General features: G+C 47.1%; 13 protein-coding genes and 1 tRNA gene. 11 read left to right on the forward strand and 3 right to left on the reverse strand.

What is annotated here, in order from left to right; genetic code table 11:
• Nucleotides 1–91 precede the first annotated feature (91 nt).
• Entirely contained in the window at nt 92–1414 is a 1323-nt protein-coding gene (locus Q8K39_RS10155) for a hypothetical protein (protein ID WP_305259855.1), read from the reverse strand.
• Between the two features lie 318 nt (nt 1415–1732).
• Nucleotides 1733–1809 (reverse strand) — tRNA-Pro (locus Q8K39_RS10160).
• A 209-nt stretch (nt 1810–2018) separates the two neighbouring features.
• On the opposite strand from Q8K39_RS10160, the gene Q8K39_RS10165 reads away from it, so the two are divergent.
• From Q8K39_RS10165 to Q8K39_RS10210, 10 genes are all read left to right on the forward strand, one after another.
• Entirely contained in the window at nt 2019–3143 is a 1125-nt protein-coding gene (locus tag Q8K39_RS10165; protein ID WP_305259857.1) for a M14-type cytosolic carboxypeptidase, read from the forward strand.
• Nucleotides 3144–3167: 24 nt separating this feature from the next.
• A complete protein-coding gene (locus tag Q8K39_RS10170; RefSeq protein ID WP_370868588.1) occupies nt 3168–3638 on the forward strand; it encodes a CYTH domain-containing protein in 471 nt (156 codons plus the stop codon).
• Between the two features lie 2 nt (nt 3639–3640).
• Nucleotides 3641–3910: a MoaD/ThiS family protein gene (locus tag Q8K39_RS10175; protein ID WP_305259859.1), complete on the forward strand. Its 270-nt coding sequence runs from the start codon at nt 3641–3643 to the stop codon at nt 3908–3910.
• Between the two features lie 2 nt (nt 3911–3912).
• Nucleotides 3913–4995 carry an exo-alpha-sialidase gene (locus tag Q8K39_RS10180; protein ID WP_305259861.1) on the forward strand — a complete coding sequence of 361 codons (1083 nt, stop codon included), beginning with the start codon at nt 3913–3915 and terminating at the stop codon, nt 4993–4995.
• Nucleotides 4996–5633: 638 nt separating this feature from the next.
• Nucleotides 5634–7268, forward strand: a complete 1635-nt coding sequence (locus tag Q8K39_RS10185) for a response regulator (protein WP_305259863.1) — start codon at nt 5634–5636, stop codon at nt 7266–7268.
• Nucleotides 7269–7357: 89 nt separating this feature from the next.
• On the forward strand, nt 7358–8053 hold the full coding sequence (locus tag Q8K39_RS10190) for a methyltransferase (protein ID WP_305259865.1): 696 nt from the start codon (nt 7358–7360) through the stop codon (nt 8051–8053).
• A gap of 2 nt (nt 8054–8055) precedes the next feature.
• Nucleotides 8056–9291, forward strand: a complete 1236-nt coding sequence (locus Q8K39_RS10195; protein ID WP_305259867.1) for a sulfotransferase — start codon at nt 8056–8058, stop codon at nt 9289–9291.
• Nucleotides 9288–10103, forward strand: a complete 816-nt coding sequence (locus Q8K39_RS10200) for an arginase family protein (protein ID WP_305259868.1) — start codon at nt 9288–9290, stop codon at nt 10101–10103. The genes Q8K39_RS10195 and Q8K39_RS10200 overlap by 4 nt, the downstream gene beginning before the upstream one ends.
• Before the next feature lie 168 nt (nt 10104–10271).
• On the forward strand, nt 10272–11315 hold the full coding sequence (locus tag Q8K39_RS10205) for an ABC transporter substrate-binding protein (protein WP_305259870.1): 1044 nt from the start codon (nt 10272–10274) through the stop codon (nt 11313–11315).
• Nucleotides 11316–11324: 9 nt separating this feature from the next.
• On the forward strand, nt 11325–13847 hold the full coding sequence (locus tag Q8K39_RS10210) for a response regulator (protein WP_305259872.1): 2523 nt from the start codon (nt 11325–11327) through the stop codon (nt 13845–13847).
• Nucleotides 13848–13951: 104 nt separating this feature from the next.
• Here the strand turns inward: Q8K39_RS10210 and Q8K39_RS10215 are convergent, their stop codons facing one another.
• Nucleotides 13952–15133, reverse strand: a complete 1182-nt coding sequence (locus Q8K39_RS10215; protein ID WP_305259874.1) for a tyrosine-type recombinase/integrase — start codon at nt 15131–15133, stop codon at nt 13952–13954.
• A gap of 161 nt (nt 15134–15294) precedes the next feature.
• Between Q8K39_RS10215 and Q8K39_RS10220 the strand changes: the two genes are divergently transcribed.
• Nucleotides 15295–16404, forward strand: a complete 1110-nt coding sequence (locus Q8K39_RS10220) for a DNA-binding protein (protein WP_305259876.1) — start codon at nt 15295–15297, stop codon at nt 16402–16404.
• Nucleotides 16405–16460: the final 56 nt, after the last annotated feature.

The raw sequence follows: 16460 nt of genomic DNA on the forward strand, positions 1-16460 counted from the left end.
TTTTTCGCTCAACAACTTAATGGCCCAGGCTTTCTGGCCTTATCTTTTTAGGTGGGAGTCTTAACACTCCCACCAAACTGCTGATTGGCTATTAAAAACCGAGCAAACCCTTGAGCACATCAGTCGCTTTTACTTTTGGTTCTTCTTTTTGCTCCGGCCTTTGTTGTGGTTCAACTTGTGAAGTATTGTTGTTCCTGCGGCCACCCATGCCAGTCATGTCTCCCATGCCACCGAGGATGGAGCTATAAGTAGACTTCATGCGCAGTTTGGTTTGCCAGTCTGGTTCCCAGGCGACTTTACTATCAATTGGGCGTGGCGGATAAGCAAAGTAAGAATCTGATCCATAGGCGATCATGCGCAACATCCCTGCACCTTGCTCGCCAAAAATGCCTTTGGGAACGTCGCATTTGTTTGTATTGGCAGGCAGGATGACTTTTTCATTGAGCCATTTGTCGACATCGGCATTAGCCTGATAATCCACCAGACCAAACCCAAAATCTGGCAATTCACTGGATGTCCACACGACGACTTCAGTGCTGTCACCTTTGCCAGATTGCCCGCCCATGACGCTGATGAAATAACCACGTGCGTTGGGTATGGTTTTCCATTCGAGGCTAACACCGCCGTCTTTCCTGGTTTGGACCAGATCAATCGCTGCCATTAAATCATGGCCAGGTCCGAGATTCAGCTTAAAACTTTCAGGTATGCCATTGCCAACGAATTGATGTTGACCCACTAATGAGGCATTGTCCGGTACTTTCCTGTCATCTGCCTTGTTTGGCCAGGCTGGATTGCCTGGTTGTGAGCGTGCACCCTTGGTGAGTTTGCCACGCATGACAAAAAATTTTGCGTAATCTTCCGGCGTGGCCTTGGCTGCATCCAGGGTGCGTGGCTGGCCTGGCCTTACTGTTTCACCGCAACCCCAGTAAATCGAAATTTTGCCTTTGGGCTTTTCATAGCTGGGATCAGAAGGACTTTCTTCTGTTGGCGTGTATGTCACAGGTTTGTCTGGTAATGGAGCAATCAACTTTAAGCTATCACCCAGGTTCATGCCTGGCGGCAGCGTCTGACTGGCATCTGTCAGAGAAGTATTCTTGCTGGTAAACACGGAGACATCCATAAAGCGCCCGCTGGCAAAACCCATGGAATGAGTATTGCCAAACACATTGCCCCTGTTGTTGCCAGCACTGTCGCCACGCGCCATCCCACCTAATACGCCCAGGAAACCACCGGACTGGGCACCCGCCATCCCACTTGGCATGTCACTGGCATTGGTTGCAAGATCTATATAGGCCAATGCAATTGGAGGCTTGCTAATTTGTGCACTTGTGGTTCCAGTTTTGGCTGGTGCAGTTTTCGCTTGTGCGCTCGCAGTTGGCTTGCTTTGTGATGCGGCAGTGAGAGGTAAACTCATCAAGCTGCAACAAATGAGCTGGGTTAAAAGAGGGTAGGTGCCAGATCTATGTGCTACTAAAATCTTCATGGATAACTCCTTGCATTGAGAAGCAACTGAGAGAAAAACCAGAAAAACTTGGAGCTGCAGGCGATGATGTTGGAGATGAAGAAAAAACTTTAGACTAAATAATATGCTAACAACAAAGCACTGACATTCTGTTGTAGTTAAGAGAACGAGTCGGAGATGTGAGTAATAAAATATCAGTCGCAAACTTGACCACAAACAAAAAAGGTTACAGTATAAATACCGTAACCTTTAAATGTTAAATTAAATTTTTGGTCGGGGCGAGAGGATTCGAACCTCCGACCCCGTGCACCCCATGCACGTACGCTACCAGGCTGCGCTACGCCCCGACTCTGAGCGAAAGATTATAGTATATCGTGGCGAAATTTGCTATGTTTGGCCAGAAACTTCTTAAATGCTTGCCTCGGTGAAAATATTTGTCCGATTTTATTCATTAATTGACTGAAATATTTTCATAATTCAGAAAAAACTGTGAGAATACCAGTCTAGGTCGCCGTATTTTTACGGTGCTTAAAAAACATATCTGAATACATACAACATGACAATTAAAATCAGTCAGAATTTCGACGCGGGAGCGATCGAAGTCGTCAAGGCGGAACTGGCGGGGGCCATCGATTTAAATTTGCGCAAGGATTCACATGCCGACATCTGGCAATGGTTTCACTTTCGCTTGCAGGGCGCACGTGGCCAGGAGACCGTCATGCGTATCCTGAATGCGGGTGATGCCACCTATGCCAAAGGCTGGGAAGGCTATCGCGCGGTAGCAAGTTATGACAGGGCTAACTGGTTCCGTGTGGATACCGAGTTTGACGGAAAGGTCATGACCATACGCCATACACCTGAGCGTGACAGCGTTTATTACGCTTATTTTGAGCCTTACACATGGGAGCGTCACCTGGCCCTGTTGGGCGGAGTAGAGAATTCTTCTGTTGCCCGTGTTGAAGACCTGGGCAATACCGTCGATGGCCGTGATCTGAATCTGATCGTAGTCGGTGACCCAGCGGCTGAAAAGAAAGTCTGGATTATTGCGCGTCAGCATCCTGGTGAAACTATGGCGGAATGGTTGGTTGAAGGCACTCTGAATGCCTTGCTTGACCCATCGAATCCAATTGCACGCAGCATCATGGAAAAAGCGGTTGTGTATATCGTCCCGAACATGAACCCGGATGGTTCTGTACGCGGTAACCTGCGCACCAATGCCGCAGGTGCCAACCTGAACCGTGAATGGATGACGCCGTCGCTGGAAACCAGTCCTGAAGTGTATTACGTCAAGAATAAGATTCATGAAACTGGTTGCGACCTTTTCCTGGACATCCATGGTGATGAGGCCTTGCCCTATATCTTCGTGGCTGGCAGTGAAATGTTGGCTGGTTTCAGCGAAAAACAGATGCAAGAGCAGCAGCATTTTGTGGATAGTTTTTGCCTGGCAAGTCCTGACTTCCAGACCAAATACGGCTATGAAGCATCGAAATACAATGAAGATGTGCTGAAGCTGGCGTCCAAGTATATTGGACACACTTTCAAATGCGTATCGCTGACTTTGGAACTGCCATTCAAGGACAATGCCAATTTGCCTGATGCTGAGGTGGGTTGGGACGGTTCACGCAGTATCAAGCTGGGTGAAGCGATGTTGCAACCGATTTTGGCTACATTGAGTGCATAATTCCGATATTTATTGATCGGAGTAATGATGGGCGTAGAAATTGAACGCAAATTCCTTGTTGTGAATCAGGATTTCAAACAACAGGGGCAGGGCACATTTCTGCGCCAGGGTTATATTTGTTCTGACCCGGGTCGTATCGTACGGGTACGCATAGAAGCAGAGCGTGCGATGCTGACCATCAAGGGTATGTCAACCGGCATTAGCTGTGGCGAATGGGAATACCCCATCCCACTGGCTGATGCGCAAATCTTGCTGGATACAGTCTGCCAGCAACCTATCATAGAAAAAACACGTTATCGCATTCCTCTTGCAGGCTTGGTCTGGGAAGTAGATGAATTCATCGGCGACAATCTTGGCCTCATCGTCGCCGAGGTTGAGCTTGAATCTGAGCAGCAGCAATTTGACCGCCCCGCCTGGCTGGGAGAGGAAGTTAGTCACGACAGGCGTTACGCAAATGCGAATTTGCTCAAGCATCCCTACAAGGACTGGGCATAATCATGGCCAGGCTGATTTTCACTCAGCAGCTCAGTCGCTTTACTGAAGTTGCTGAAGTGGAAACTACGGCTGACAATTTGCGCGATGCGCTGGAAACAGCATTCCAGGTCAATCCCTCTTTACGTGGCTATATTCTCGACGAACAGAATGATCTGCGTTTTCATGTAGTAGTATTTATCGATGGCAAGCGTGTCATGCAGCGCAGTGGCTTGCGCAATTCTTTGGGTTCAAATAGCCAGGTATATGTCTTGCAGGCTCTTTCAGGAGGCTAATAATGAAAGCAATGGTAGCAACCCGCAAGGGTTTGTTTGAATTGATCCATATTGATGGCAGCTGGAAGTTGGATCAGATCAGTTTTCTGGGCGAACCCGTGAGTATGTGCCTGCATGACAAGCGCGATGGCGCTGTTTATGCAGCATTGAATCTGGGACACTTTGGTGTAAAACTGCATAGGCGCGATGAAGGTCGCGATGACTGGACTGAGATTGCTGTACCAGCCTACCCTGAACATGCCAATACAGATGACGATGTCGAATGGAAGCTCAAGGCTGTCTGGTCACTGGAGACCGGTGGCAGTGAAGAGCCAGGCGTGTTGTGGGCTGGGACCTTGCCAGGTGGCCTGTTCCGATCGGCAGACCGTGGCAATAGCTGGGAGTTGGTGCGCAGCTTGTGGGACAGGGAAGAGCGCAAGGAATGGATGGGCGGCGGTTATGATACGCCAGGCATACATTCGATATGCGTCAACCCGCGCAATCCTCAGCATATCTTGCTGGGGATCTCCTGTGGAGGTGCCTGGAAAACTGAAGATGGTGGTAAGAACTGGGTATTATCTGCTTCCGGTATGCATGCCGCTTATATGCCTCCTGACCTGGCAGACAAGCAAAATATCCAGGATCCGCATCTTATCACCCGCAGCAAATTTGCCAGCCATGTTTTGTGGTGCCAGCATCATAATGGCATCTGGCGCAGTGAAGATGATGCAGCAAGCTGGCAGCAATTGCATTTGCCGGAAGGTATTCCAGACTTTGGTTTTGCTGTAGCCGCCCACCCCCGCAACCCCAACGTTGCCTGGTTTGTGCCTGCTGTGGCTGATCAAAAACGGGTGCCCTTGCATGGTGCGATGACTGTCACGCGCACTAAGGATGGCGGTAACACTTTTGAGTCGTTGAGAAATGGTTTGCCCCAGCAAGATTGTTATGATCTGGTTTATCGTCATGGTCTTGCTGTTTCAGAACATGGCACGAACCTGCTGATGGCTTCGACTACTGGTAATTTGTGGGCCAGCGAAAACGAGGGGAATGATTGGTATCAAATATCAGGCAATTTGCCACCTGTTTACGCTGTCAGGTTTATGTAGTTGCGATTTGATACATCGTGTCAAGATCTGAGCTTAGCATCAAGTTTCATCGCCAAACTTGATGCCTGTTCGCAAGCCATCCAGAGAGTTCATTTTTCTTTCACAGCACTTAACACGCCAGAGTTGGCATCACTACTTCCAAAGTACATCACTCAGTAGCGCTACGATTGCCAACAGCTTGCTCTGTTTATTTACGCAAAGCCCTCTGCATTATTGCGTGCTCTCACGAGTGCCTGCGGACATGTTTTTTAGTTAATTGAATGTATGAGAAACCTTTCATGGCTAGGTTAGAAGGGTATTGCATGGATAGTCAAGTGAGTGATGCTCCGGTGTTTGAGCCCGTTCCCTCGGAACCCACCTGCGTGCCCACCACGATGTTCGAGGTAGTATTTTGCAGCCCGCGTTTGCTCCTTTCTACGGCATGACGCAGGTGGGTGGGCACATGTTGAGCAAATCTTCATTATTTTCTCAGCCATTGCTTAATTTTTATTATTTTCTATAAAAAATGCTAATATGCTTACAGAATGACGTGGGCTTCGCAAATAATTGTAGTCTTTGAGCAATGTCTGAGCACGGTTTGCCGAATTGGTTGCTCATTTGCAGGTGCCAGGAGCGTTCAGCTAATGCCAGGAGTTTAAATGACATTATCCCAAATGCAATCACGCATTTTGATCGTTGATGATGAAACGGCACATTTGCATGCACTATGTGACCTGTTGCGTGATCATAACTATGTGACTATGGGTTTTGCAAATGGCATTGAAGCACTTTCGTGCCTGCGTGACAACAACTTTGACTTGATGCTGACAGATTTAATGATGCCTGGTCTTGATGGCATTGCCATGGTCGAGGCGGCCCGCAATATTGATCCAGACTTGGCATGCATAGTTATGACTGGTGAAGGCAGTATTGCATCCGCAGTCAAGGCGATGAAGGTAGGTGCGCTTGACTACATCATTAAACCTTTTAAGATTTCCTCAATTTTGCCTGTGTTGGCCCGTGCTATGGAGACGCGGCAATTGCGCATGGCAAATGCCAAACTAGAACTCCAGTTACGCGAGCATACGATAGAGCTGGTCGCTCTTAACAAAGACCTTGAGCACGCGAGAACGCAAGCAGACATAGCCAATCGAGCGAAGTCGACTTTCCTTTCCAATATGAGTCATGAATTGCGCACGCCGTTGAATGCCATACTTGGTTTTGCTCAAATCCTGGCATCACCAAGCTTGCAAACCAACCTGGATGAAAAAAAAGAGTTTGCTCAGCATATAGAAGAAGCGGGAAGTCATTTGCTGACGCTGATTAATGAAATTCTTGATCTGGCAAAAGTGGAGTCTGGTGCAATGAACTTGTCTATCGAGTCAATCGCACTTGACGAGATTTTTGTAGAGTGCCGCACAATGATAGAACCTGTGGCACAGAAATGTAGGGTCAGTGTTGCCTTTGAAGATATTACTTGCTTACACGTGCATGCCGATCGTATTCGCCTTAAGCAGGTCCTGATCAATCTCTTGTCGAATGCAATCAAATACAACCGTGATAACGGTACAGTCAATGTTGCGGCGCATATGGCTGCTGACAATATTGTTTGCATCCAGGTTATAGATACAGGAATAGGACTGGGTGCAATGCAGTTGGAAACCATCTTTCAACCTTTTAATCGCCTTGGAAGGGAAGTTTTCAATGAAGAGGGCACTGGGATAGGCTTATCTCTGGTTAAGCATTTGGTGGAGGCGATGCAAGGCAGCATCGGCATACATAGTCAAGTAGGTGTAGGTAGTACATTTTGGGTTAAATTTCCTGGAGCTGCCACCACCAGCCCTTCAGGCTGGCAGCAGACTTCCAAGGCACTGTTGTACGAGACGGCAGCTCCAGACAAGGCAAAAACACACAAATCTCTGTTGTATGTTGAAGACAATCCTACCAACTTGAGGTTGGTCGCAGAACTGATGCGTCTGCGTTCTGACGTGGCTTTGCTGACAGCAACAGATGGCTTGCTAGGTATAGAGCAAGCACGTCTGCACTTGCCTGACGTGATTTTAATGGATATTAACTTGCCAGGTATTGATGGCATAGAAACCCGTCGTTTTTTGCATGATGACCCCAGGACTGCACACATCCCTGTCATTGCTGTTACGGCAAATGCGATGCAAGCGGACCTTGAAAGGGGAAATGTCGCTGGTTTTTATTCATATATCACCAAACCTATCGATATCGAGCAGTTTAGTTTTGCGATCAATAGCGCACTGGAGTTCGCAGCGAGTAAAAAATGACTTAAGGTATGTGAATTTGCTAGTACAACCATGTTCGAGAAGGGTTTTATTTTAGGTATTTTTGTCGTCACTTTTTGAAGGGGATAGCCATGGAACAGACCTCTGCACCTAGCCTTGCACACATAGATCGCTGGCAAAAAAACAGGCAAAAGGCGTTTAAAGCAATCGCACCTACCGGTAAAACTGTTAGGTATTTGGGAAAAGAATTTCTGGTTTTTCCCGAAACATTTTGGCCTTTCACTGATAGCCAGCCCTTAGTGCGAAATTTTAAAATCAATAAGGGTGATAGTGTGCTTGACGTAGGTACTGGCTCAGGTGTCATCGCTATTTTTGCCTGCTACGCCGGGGCAAGCAAGGTCACTGCGATCGATATCAATCCAGCAGCAATTAAAAGCGCCAGACATAATGCCAAACTGCACGGTTTTGATAAGTTGATGACGGTTAAAAAATCTAACCTTTTTAAAGCACTCAAAGACGAGCAGTTTGATGTGATTACTGCCAATCTGCCTTTTCGCAACAAACCAGCGCCAGATGTCGTCGCCAGTTCTCAATGGGATACTGATTTCAAAACGAATACCCAGTTTTTTGCTGAGGTGAATAAACATTTGAAACCTGGGGGGCGTATCTATTTTGCACAATCCAATTTCGGTGCAATTGCTGAGATCAGGGCATTGGCAAAGGCAGCGGGGTTTACTGTCAAAACAATGGCCAGCACTACTGCTGATAAGGCTGAAACCAGAAAGTTTTACGCCTTCTTGATGAGGCGAGTACAGCAATCGGTGTAAAGATGGATATCATCGATACCATCAACGAACTGCGCCAGGTAGCGCACTCCGATTTCGCTGTACAGGTCAAACATGTGGCGGTGATACTGACTGCGCCAAGATCAGGCTCCAGCCTATTGAAGAGTGTTTTATCTGCTCATCCTGAAATTGCTTCTTTGGATGGGGAGATGGAACCATTTCTTGCCTTGACCAGAAATGGTTTTGGACGTAATTCGGATAGTGACGCTTTTAGCCATCTGGATAATCGGGATGCATTACTGGATAATATCTTCGATGATATGACCTTACCTGCTGTTGGCTATCCTGAGTACGACTTTCTCCGGAGTAGATGGGAAAAACGCTTGCTATTGCAATTTCCAAGCTTGTTTTCTAACGCAGACGCTTACAGCAAACTCTTGTTGGATTTGGATGCCGTTTTTGATCAAGCGCAGGAGCAACAAATTCAAGGAGAAGCAATGTTGCAGGACCTCATACTCTCCAGGATTTTTAAGAGTGAGACTTGGCGACTTGATTATTATGATGGAAAAAAAAGCCCGGCTGCAAACCATTGTTTCAATGAAGCGATGAAATTGGAAGAGCCACCATTTGTATTGCCACGTCACTACCGACGGCGATTCGGGGCTGGCGATGCAAGAGAGAAAACCTTGCTCTTTAAGACGCCTCCAGATGTATATAGACTGGGTATTTATGAACAATTGTTTCCGAATGCGCAAATCAAGTATCTGCATCTGACCAGAGGCTATGCGCAGTCAGTCAATGGCCTGATGGATGGTTGGTTGTCTCCAGTTGCTTTCTTTTCGCGCGATTTAGAACCTGCAGGCGTGAATTTAGCAATCAAGGGTTATTCTAATCACGTTGGCTTCGGCAAGCGTTGGTGGAAATTTGATTTGCCACCCAACTGGAGAGAATATATCAATGCTAGTTTGGAGGATGTTTGTCTTAATCAATGGCTATCTGCCCATCAAACCATTCTTGCCAGTCGGGTCGAAACGCTGCCAGTTTCTTTTGAAGAGTTTTTATCGAAACCAGCAGTTGTCATAAAAAAAATAACTTCCTATCTTGGATTGCGCGAAATGCCTGGTTTGCCTGCTTTTCCGGTGACCATGGCAACTGAAGCGCCAAAAATAAGACGATGGCAAAAGCGTGAAGACAGTTTATTGAGATTGGGAGGCAGAATTGAGGTCAAAAACATGATGGGTGATTTGGCTTATCAAATGAGCCCTGACACTTGGTTATGAACACGCATTTGCTCATTCCATTTTTGACTGGGCAAAGACGGGATGGTCTTGGTCGTGTCAATGATGTTAGTACGCATCCGTGGGAAATTGTTACCATTCCAGAATTTCAAGAGGCATCAATTACCGACGCCAACGAAAAACTGGACAGAATGGGCCATATCTATGCGTCCCTCTCGAACAGGGTGCAGCAAGCCATTAAGATGGGTGAAAAACCAGTCTGCATTGCTGGAGATTGTTTTGCCACTCTGGGAGTGTTGGCTGGTTTGCAGAAAGTAGGGAAGCAACCTGACAGAATCTTGTGGCTGGATGCTCATGGGGATTTTCATACCTGGGCTACGACCCAAACCAAATATCTGGGTGGTATGCCCTTAGCCATGCTAGTAGGGAAATTAGACAGGCGTAAAGACTGTCGCAATTCTGTTGGAGCTTTTATAGAAAAAATCGGTGTTGCACCTTATCCAGAAGAACGGATAATTCTATCTGACGCCCGTGATCTTGATCCTGGAGAAAAGGAAGCGCTGGAAAGTTCAAGAATCCTTACTTGCAAAATCGATGACATCCATAGATACCTGTCGCCAAATGAAAACATCTATCTGCATTTTGATACTGATGTAATCGATGGCAGCACAGATCTGCCCGCATTAAAGTATCATGTCGGGCAAGGCCCGTCTGCAAAGGAGATATCTTCGCTTTTTAAGTATCTGCGCCAATTAGAGTTGCTTGCGGTATCCGTTTCAGCTTGGCACGAAGAAGAAGATACTGACAATAAGACTGCTGTGGCTTGCTTAAATTTGCTAAAAGAACTAGAATAAAAGTCAATACTTCACGTTACTTCTTAGGTGGAAGTGCTATCAGTTACATAGCTCGTGGCAATATAAATCCAGTTTTTTGTCAGTAGAAATTTATGACATTGATTGCAGCTCTCGCACAGTTCTGGTATTGAAAGAACGGTACTTGAAAAACTGAAAAGGAGAGTCAGTATGGCCGGAGCGAAGTTCAGGCAATTCAATTCCAGGCACATCCTGGTCTGGTGTGCTTGTCTTTTTGTCGCGACGCTCATGCTTAGTCTGTCTTATTTTTGGACGAAGCGTTCGCCATCAATCCCAGCGTCGCCACTTGAACAAGTTATCATTGCCACCAATACAGAGTATGTAGGAACGTGTTCAATTACTGCCGCCAGGGAAAAAGGCTTCTTTGCCAAAGAGGGAATTGTCGTACTCATCCAATCACATTCCAGTGGCAAAGCGGCCATGGAGGCTGTGTTGCAAGGGCAGGCAAATCTGGGAACAGTAGCAGATATTCCTGTCATGTTTGCAGGCCTCGATCAAAGACCTGTCTCTGTAATCGCAACCATATTCAAGACTGAAAAAGACCACGGTATTATAGGGCGTAGGGACAGGGGGATACTTGAGCCGGCAAATCTCAAAGGTAAGCGTGTAGGCGTTACGCTTAGTACTTCAGGTCATTTCACTTTGAGCGCCTTCCTGAATCGGCAAAAATTGTCGGTAAAGGACGTCACCATGATCAACTATAAGCCAGAGGAATTTGCCGATGCCATAGAACGTGGTGAGGTTGATGCTGTAGCATCGTGGGAGCCATTCTTGAATACTATGCTGACACGGCTGGGTAGCAATGGTGTTGCTTTTTACGGCAAGGATGTCTATGAGAGTTTATACAATGTCGTAGGCATGCGCAGTTACATCTCCAGTCAGCCAGAAACTATCAAAAAAGTATTGCGCGCCTTGGATCAAGGTAGCCAGTATTGCAATGACATGCCAGACTCCGCCCGCGCTCTGCACGAGTCCGGAAAGAAGACCGATACCAAGGATCAGAAAGCGGCTTGGGCTACATACCGCTTTGAAGTTGGTCTTGATCAGGGATTGTTGCTTGCTTTGGAAGATCAGGCAAGATGGGCAATCAAGAACAAACTGACTAACAAAACGGAAATTCCAAATTACCTTGATTATGTTTATCTGGATGGTATGGAAAAAATCAAGCCAGCTGCGGTGACCATCATACACTGAGATTCCAAAGTGAAAATTTCAACTCGCCTGAAATTTGCGGAATTAATTTCTTTGGCAATCGTTGCTGTCATCGTGGTGATTTTGCTTTCCACTACCTTGCAGATGAAGCGGGAAATTGCAAAAAATGAAGCTGCAGGCGAGTTGCTGCAGGCCGTTACCTCATTGCGCTACCTGACTCTTGAGTACGCATTACGTCATGATGAACGTACCAGGGCGCAATGGCAGTTGCGTAGTACTTCGTTATCCAAACGACTAGCTGGCACTGAAGAGTTTACTGATTTGGCGGATACGGAAACCATTTCAGAGTTAAGAAACGCAAATGAGAATATAGAGAAACTGTTTACCCTACTGGTCAACAATCACTATGAACTGCTGCGTGAACGTGACAAGGCCGAAATACTGGAAGAGTTGGAATCCCGTCTGTTGGGCCAAATCACCAACAAAACGCAGGCGATGATATCCGCTGCCCTGAATTTGTCCGGACAAAGCCGCATCGGCGCATTGAATGCGCAGCAGCGGGCATTCAATGCCGTAATCCTGTTTGGAGGCATTGTCGTACTGGTCGTCACTGTTACGATCTATATTACCTTGAGAAGTGTCAGCCGCCCACTGGAAAAGTTACGGGAAGGGACGGCCATCGTTGGTGCAGGGAATCTTGATTTTTCCTTGCGCTTTCAAAGTCAGGATGAGATAGGTGATTTGGCTCGGGCCTTCGATGGCATGACAGAGAAGCTTAAGCTGACTACCGTATCGCGCGATTCCCTTGCAGATATCAATGAAGCACTGCAGGCGGAAATTATAGAACGCCAGCAAATAGAGAAAAAAGCCCAGGCTCAGCTTGCGCGTCTGAACTTGCTGCATCAGATTACCCGCTCCATAGGCGAGCGTCAGGATTTACGCAGTATCTTCCAAGTAGTGATACGTAGCCTTGAAGATCATTTGCCAGTCGATTTTAGCTGCGTGTGCTTGTATAACCAAGAGCTAAATCTTCTGGTGGTCACTAGTGTAGGCTTGCATAGTGAATGCCTGGCTCAAGAATTATCGATGACACAAAATACCCAGGTTTCCATTGATGAAAATGGTTTGTCGCGTTGCGTGCGTGGTCAGCTTGTCTATGAAGCTGACATCAGCAAAGTTGATTTCCCATTCCCGCGTAGGTTGGCGGCCGGCGGTCTGAGTGCGTTGGTGATGGCGCCATTACGAGCAGAAAGCACCGTTTTTGGGGTGTTGGTTGTCGCCAAGCGAGAGTCGCACAGCTTTAATAGTGGTGAGTGCGAATTTTTACGACAATTGAGTGAGCATGTCGCGCTGGCTGCAAATCAGGCGCAACTGTACACAGCATTGCAACAAGCTTATGATGATTTGCGCCAGACCCAGCAATCCATCATGCAGCAAGAACGTTTGCGCGCACTTGGGCAGATGGCGAGTGGTATTGCACATGACATCAATAATGCGATTTCTCCCGTCGCTCTGTATACGGAGTCCTTACTTGAGACAGAAAAAAATCTAAGTGTAAAAGGCAGAAATTATCTTGAAGTCATTTCTCGCGCCATAGATGATGTAGCGGCAACCGTTGCCAGAATGCGGGAATTTTACCGCCAACGAGCGCCTCAATTAACGTTACTGCCAGTCGATGTGAACAGTCTCGTGCAGCAAGTTATAGACCTGACTCGCGCCCGGTGGAGTGATATGCCACAACAACGTGGCATCGTGATTAATGTGCATGCCGAACTTGCCCCGGATTTGCCGGATATCATGGGAGTGCATGGCGAAATCAGAGAGGCTTTGACCAATTTGATTTTCAATGCAGTTGACGCCATGCCAGAAGGAGGCAGACTTATTGTGCGTACCAGTGTCGTGCAAGATTGGTCTGGATCATCAAAAGAAATTATTGGGAAGCAGGTCAATATTGATGTCTGCGATACAGGCGTGGGCATGTCTGATGATACCAAGCGCCGTTGCCTGGAACCTTTTTTTACGACCAAAGGTGAGCGAGGTACGGGTCTGGGCCTTGCTATGGTTTACGGCATGATTGAAAGACATAGTGCACATATAGAAATATTGACCGAGATCGGCAAAGGCACAACCATGCGCATGAGCTTCCTGGTGCCTGCCACAGTGAGCGAGGTGGCCCGGTTGCCCGTACCAGACGCCATTCCTACAAAAAGACGCGTTCTGGTCGTTGATGATGACCCCATGGTGCTAAAGTCGTTGCGGGATATATTGGAAATTGATGGTCACAGCGTTATCTCAGCTGATGGGGGGCAAGCTGGCATAGATTCCTTTAATGCCGCACATGAAAAAGGAGATTCGTTCTCTGTTGTCATCACGGATTTAGGCATGCCATATATAGATGGCCGCAAACTTGCCAGTTCGATCAAGCAGTTGTCACCCGATACCCCAATTATTATGCTGACTGGCTGGGGCCAACGATTGGTTGAAGATGGTGACTCACCCTCACATGTCGATTGCGTGTTGAGTAAGCCGCCAAAACTGTCAGAACTTAGGGACGCACTCAGGAAAATACTGTAGTTAGTAATGCTTTGCGATGACGAAGGTTTGGGGCTTAAATTACACATGGTCCGCTTAATTCTCCTGTTGGAAGCAAGGCAGATATGCTGTCAGGATCTTTTTTTTTACCAGTCAATCTTATGTCCGGCTTCTGTCTCACGATGACGAGCGTCGTCTGTTGAGTGAAGGTAATTGTTGGTTGTGCTTAGTGATTCGTGACCAAGGTTGTCCCGTACATGACGCAGATCAATGTCATTATTTGCCATATGCGAACCAGCGGTATGACGCAGCCAATGAGCAGAGGCTTGCTCAACCCGGTCGGCAAATGTAGTAAATTGTTCACCGCGCTGCCTTAATCGTTCAGCAGTTTGCTGGAATACTTTTTTCACGATGGCATGCAGGGCGCCGCGCGTCATGGTGTCGGTCCTGCTGCCTATAGGTAATAGCAGAGGGATCGTCTCAGCCTGCAAGGGCAGGAGAGTTAATCCTTTGGATTGGCGGTAGCGACTCAGTTCCATCATCAATTCATTCGTAGCTGGCACAATTCTGAGCTTGTCACCTTTGCCTAAAATTTCCAGCCACCAGCGCTCCAGACCATCTTTGTCGCGCCGACAAAAAAAACTGCCCATGGTATTGCTGATGACTTCAGAAATTCTGAGTCCGCACAAATATAGAAGCGAAAAAAGCCAACGCAGCCGGCAATACTGTTCGCGATTACGAGCAGTTTCTCTGGGCATGGACTCTATAGTCTGCTTAACCTCCAGCCACAAATCTTCTTCCAGGTAGCGGGTGATACGTGGCCTGGCTTTTCTGGCACGTTGACGCGACAAGGCCAGTGGATTGCCTGCCAGGTAACCCGCATTCACCAGCCAGGAAAACATCACGTTCAAGATAACAGCTGCCTGGCGCTGGCTGCCAAGCGAGAGTGGCCCTGAAAATGGTCGCCATTCAGGATGATTGCGCGCGAATTTGCGCTTGTTTCGCATCACCCAGTGGCTAGCTGGTTGTGGATTGGCCAAAAACATTTGATAACTGAGCCAATCTTCATGTGTCAAAGAAGACAGTGGCTTGCCCAATTGCATGGTCGACCATATAAGCAGGCGTTCAGCCTCCTTTCGATAATTATCAAAAGTCGTCTTTGTATCCCAGAAGCGCGCCAGCCAGGCCTTGATCGCATCAACGTCGTTCGCGGCCTTGATTTGTGGCCGGTTACCCATTGCACGATTGCTGCCATGACTTCCATCCATGTCCGTGAGCAGCAAGACATTTTCCAGGGTTGCCAAGGCGGGTGAATTGTCGATATCCATTTATTTTAGTGAAAGAGGATCGTGAGTGCTTGAAAATCTGTGTTTCTTACAACCAATCAAATTATAGTGACATTATAAAAGTAATGTCATATTTATTTTAATGAAAGTTGTATATTTTATGTAATACGTAGTATTATTAACTAGAACAATGAAAGGATGCTATGGATACGCCCGCACAGAATGAACGCATGCTTTTGGCTGATATTGAGACGCTGCGCGAGCAATTCCCGCAAACTCAAGATCTGTATAGGGAAGTGTGCATAGCCATGTTCTTTCGCTATGGCGTCACTCCAACGGCTAACAAACTCTATCAATTGGTGCGAAAAGGCAGCATGTCAGCACCTGCGGAGGCTTTGAATCGATTTTGGGAGGATTTGCGCGAAAAAAGCCGGGTCAGAATAGAGCACCCTGATTTGCCTGAAGCTTTGAAGCAGGCAACCGCAGAAATGGCTATCAGCCTTTGGATGACAGCAATGGGGCAGGCACAGGAATCGCTGACGACTTACCGCTCTGAAGTTGCTGAGCAACTTGTTGAAGCTAAGGCCGCAAAAGAAGCCGCAGAAATGTCGGAGCAGGCTGCAAATAAAGCAATGGAAGCTAATTTGCTTAAGTTGAAATCGACTGAAACGATCATTCAGGATCTGGAGCATCGCATCACGGCGCTGCAAACAAAGAATGAGGGACTTGCCTCACAGTTAGACGCAGGAAAAGCGGAAATAATCAATTACCAATCTCAGCTAAAAGAACGCAGTCTCGAATTCACTTTGGAGTTGGAAAAACAGCGGCAGGTATCCCAGATGACGGAGGAAAGATTTAATGCCTCAGAAAAGCGCGCATTAATGGAGATTGACAGAGAGCGACAGCAGTCAGGTAAGCTGCAAAAAGAACTGGATCAGGCGCGAAGCTTGATGGCAGAACTGATTAAAAATCACCAAAAAGAATTGCTCATCAAGCATGATGATATTGGCAGTTTGCGGCAAGAAATAGGCAGCCTGCAAGGCAATTTGTCTGCACTTAACGAGAGCCGGGACCTCATGCTTAAGGAGCTGAGTTCAGAAAGAGGGCGTCTAGAAATATTGCAAAGTCATCTATCTTCTATCAAAACTGAGAGGGAAGAAGTCCAGAAGCAGCTGCATATCGCCGCAGACAAGATTATTTCACTACATGCGGAGCTGGTTGCGGAGCGTGCCGCGAGGCAGGCAGAAAAACAATTGGAGCTGCAAATCAAACCTACAACTGCAGCTGTGTCTGAGCATGAAAATGCTGACTAGTTTCAGTGTGAAAGTCAAAAATGTCTAGACGAGCTGGCCTCAAAATTCTGCAGATG

The sequence above is a fragment of the Undibacterium sp. genome, assembly GCF_030683615.1.
GTDB classification, from domain to species: Bacteria; Pseudomonadota; Gammaproteobacteria; order Burkholderiales; family Burkholderiaceae_D; genus Undibacterium; species Undibacterium umbellatum.

Coding starts and splice junctions, on each gene's coding strand:
- Q8K39_RS10155 (WP_305259855.1), bottom strand. CDS start 1,414: ATGAGTTTACCTCTCACTGCCGCATCACAAAGCAAGCCAACTGCGAGC.
- Q8K39_RS10165 (WP_305259857.1), top strand. CDS start 2,019: ATGACAATTAAAATCAGTCAGAATTTCGACGCGGGAGCGATCGAAGTC.
- Q8K39_RS10170 (WP_370868588.1), top strand. CDS start 3,168: ATGATGGGCGTAGAAATTGAACGCAAATTCCTTGTTGTGAATCAGGAT.
- Q8K39_RS10175 (WP_305259859.1), top strand. CDS start 3,641: ATGGCCAGGCTGATTTTCACTCAGCAGCTCAGTCGCTTTACTGAAGTT.
- Q8K39_RS10180 (WP_305259861.1), top strand. CDS start 3,913: ATGAAAGCAATGGTAGCAACCCGCAAGGGTTTGTTTGAATTGATCCAT.
- Q8K39_RS10185 (WP_305259863.1), top strand. CDS start 5,634: ATGACATTATCCCAAATGCAATCACGCATTTTGATCGTTGATGATGAA.
- Q8K39_RS10190 (WP_305259865.1), top strand. CDS start 7,358: ATGGAACAGACCTCTGCACCTAGCCTTGCACACATAGATCGCTGGCAA.
- Q8K39_RS10195 (WP_305259867.1), top strand. CDS start 8,056: ATGGATATCATCGATACCATCAACGAACTGCGCCAGGTAGCGCACTCC.
- Q8K39_RS10200 (WP_305259868.1), top strand. CDS start 9,288: ATGAACACGCATTTGCTCATTCCATTTTTGACTGGGCAAAGACGGGAT.
- Q8K39_RS10205 (WP_305259870.1), top strand. CDS start 10,272: ATGGCCGGAGCGAAGTTCAGGCAATTCAATTCCAGGCACATCCTGGTC.
- Q8K39_RS10215 (WP_305259874.1), bottom strand. CDS start 15,133: ATGGATATCGACAATTCACCCGCCTTGGCAACCCTGGAAAATGTCTTG.
- Q8K39_RS10220 (WP_305259876.1), top strand. CDS start 15,295: ATGGATACGCCCGCACAGAATGAACGCATGCTTTTGGCTGATATTGAG.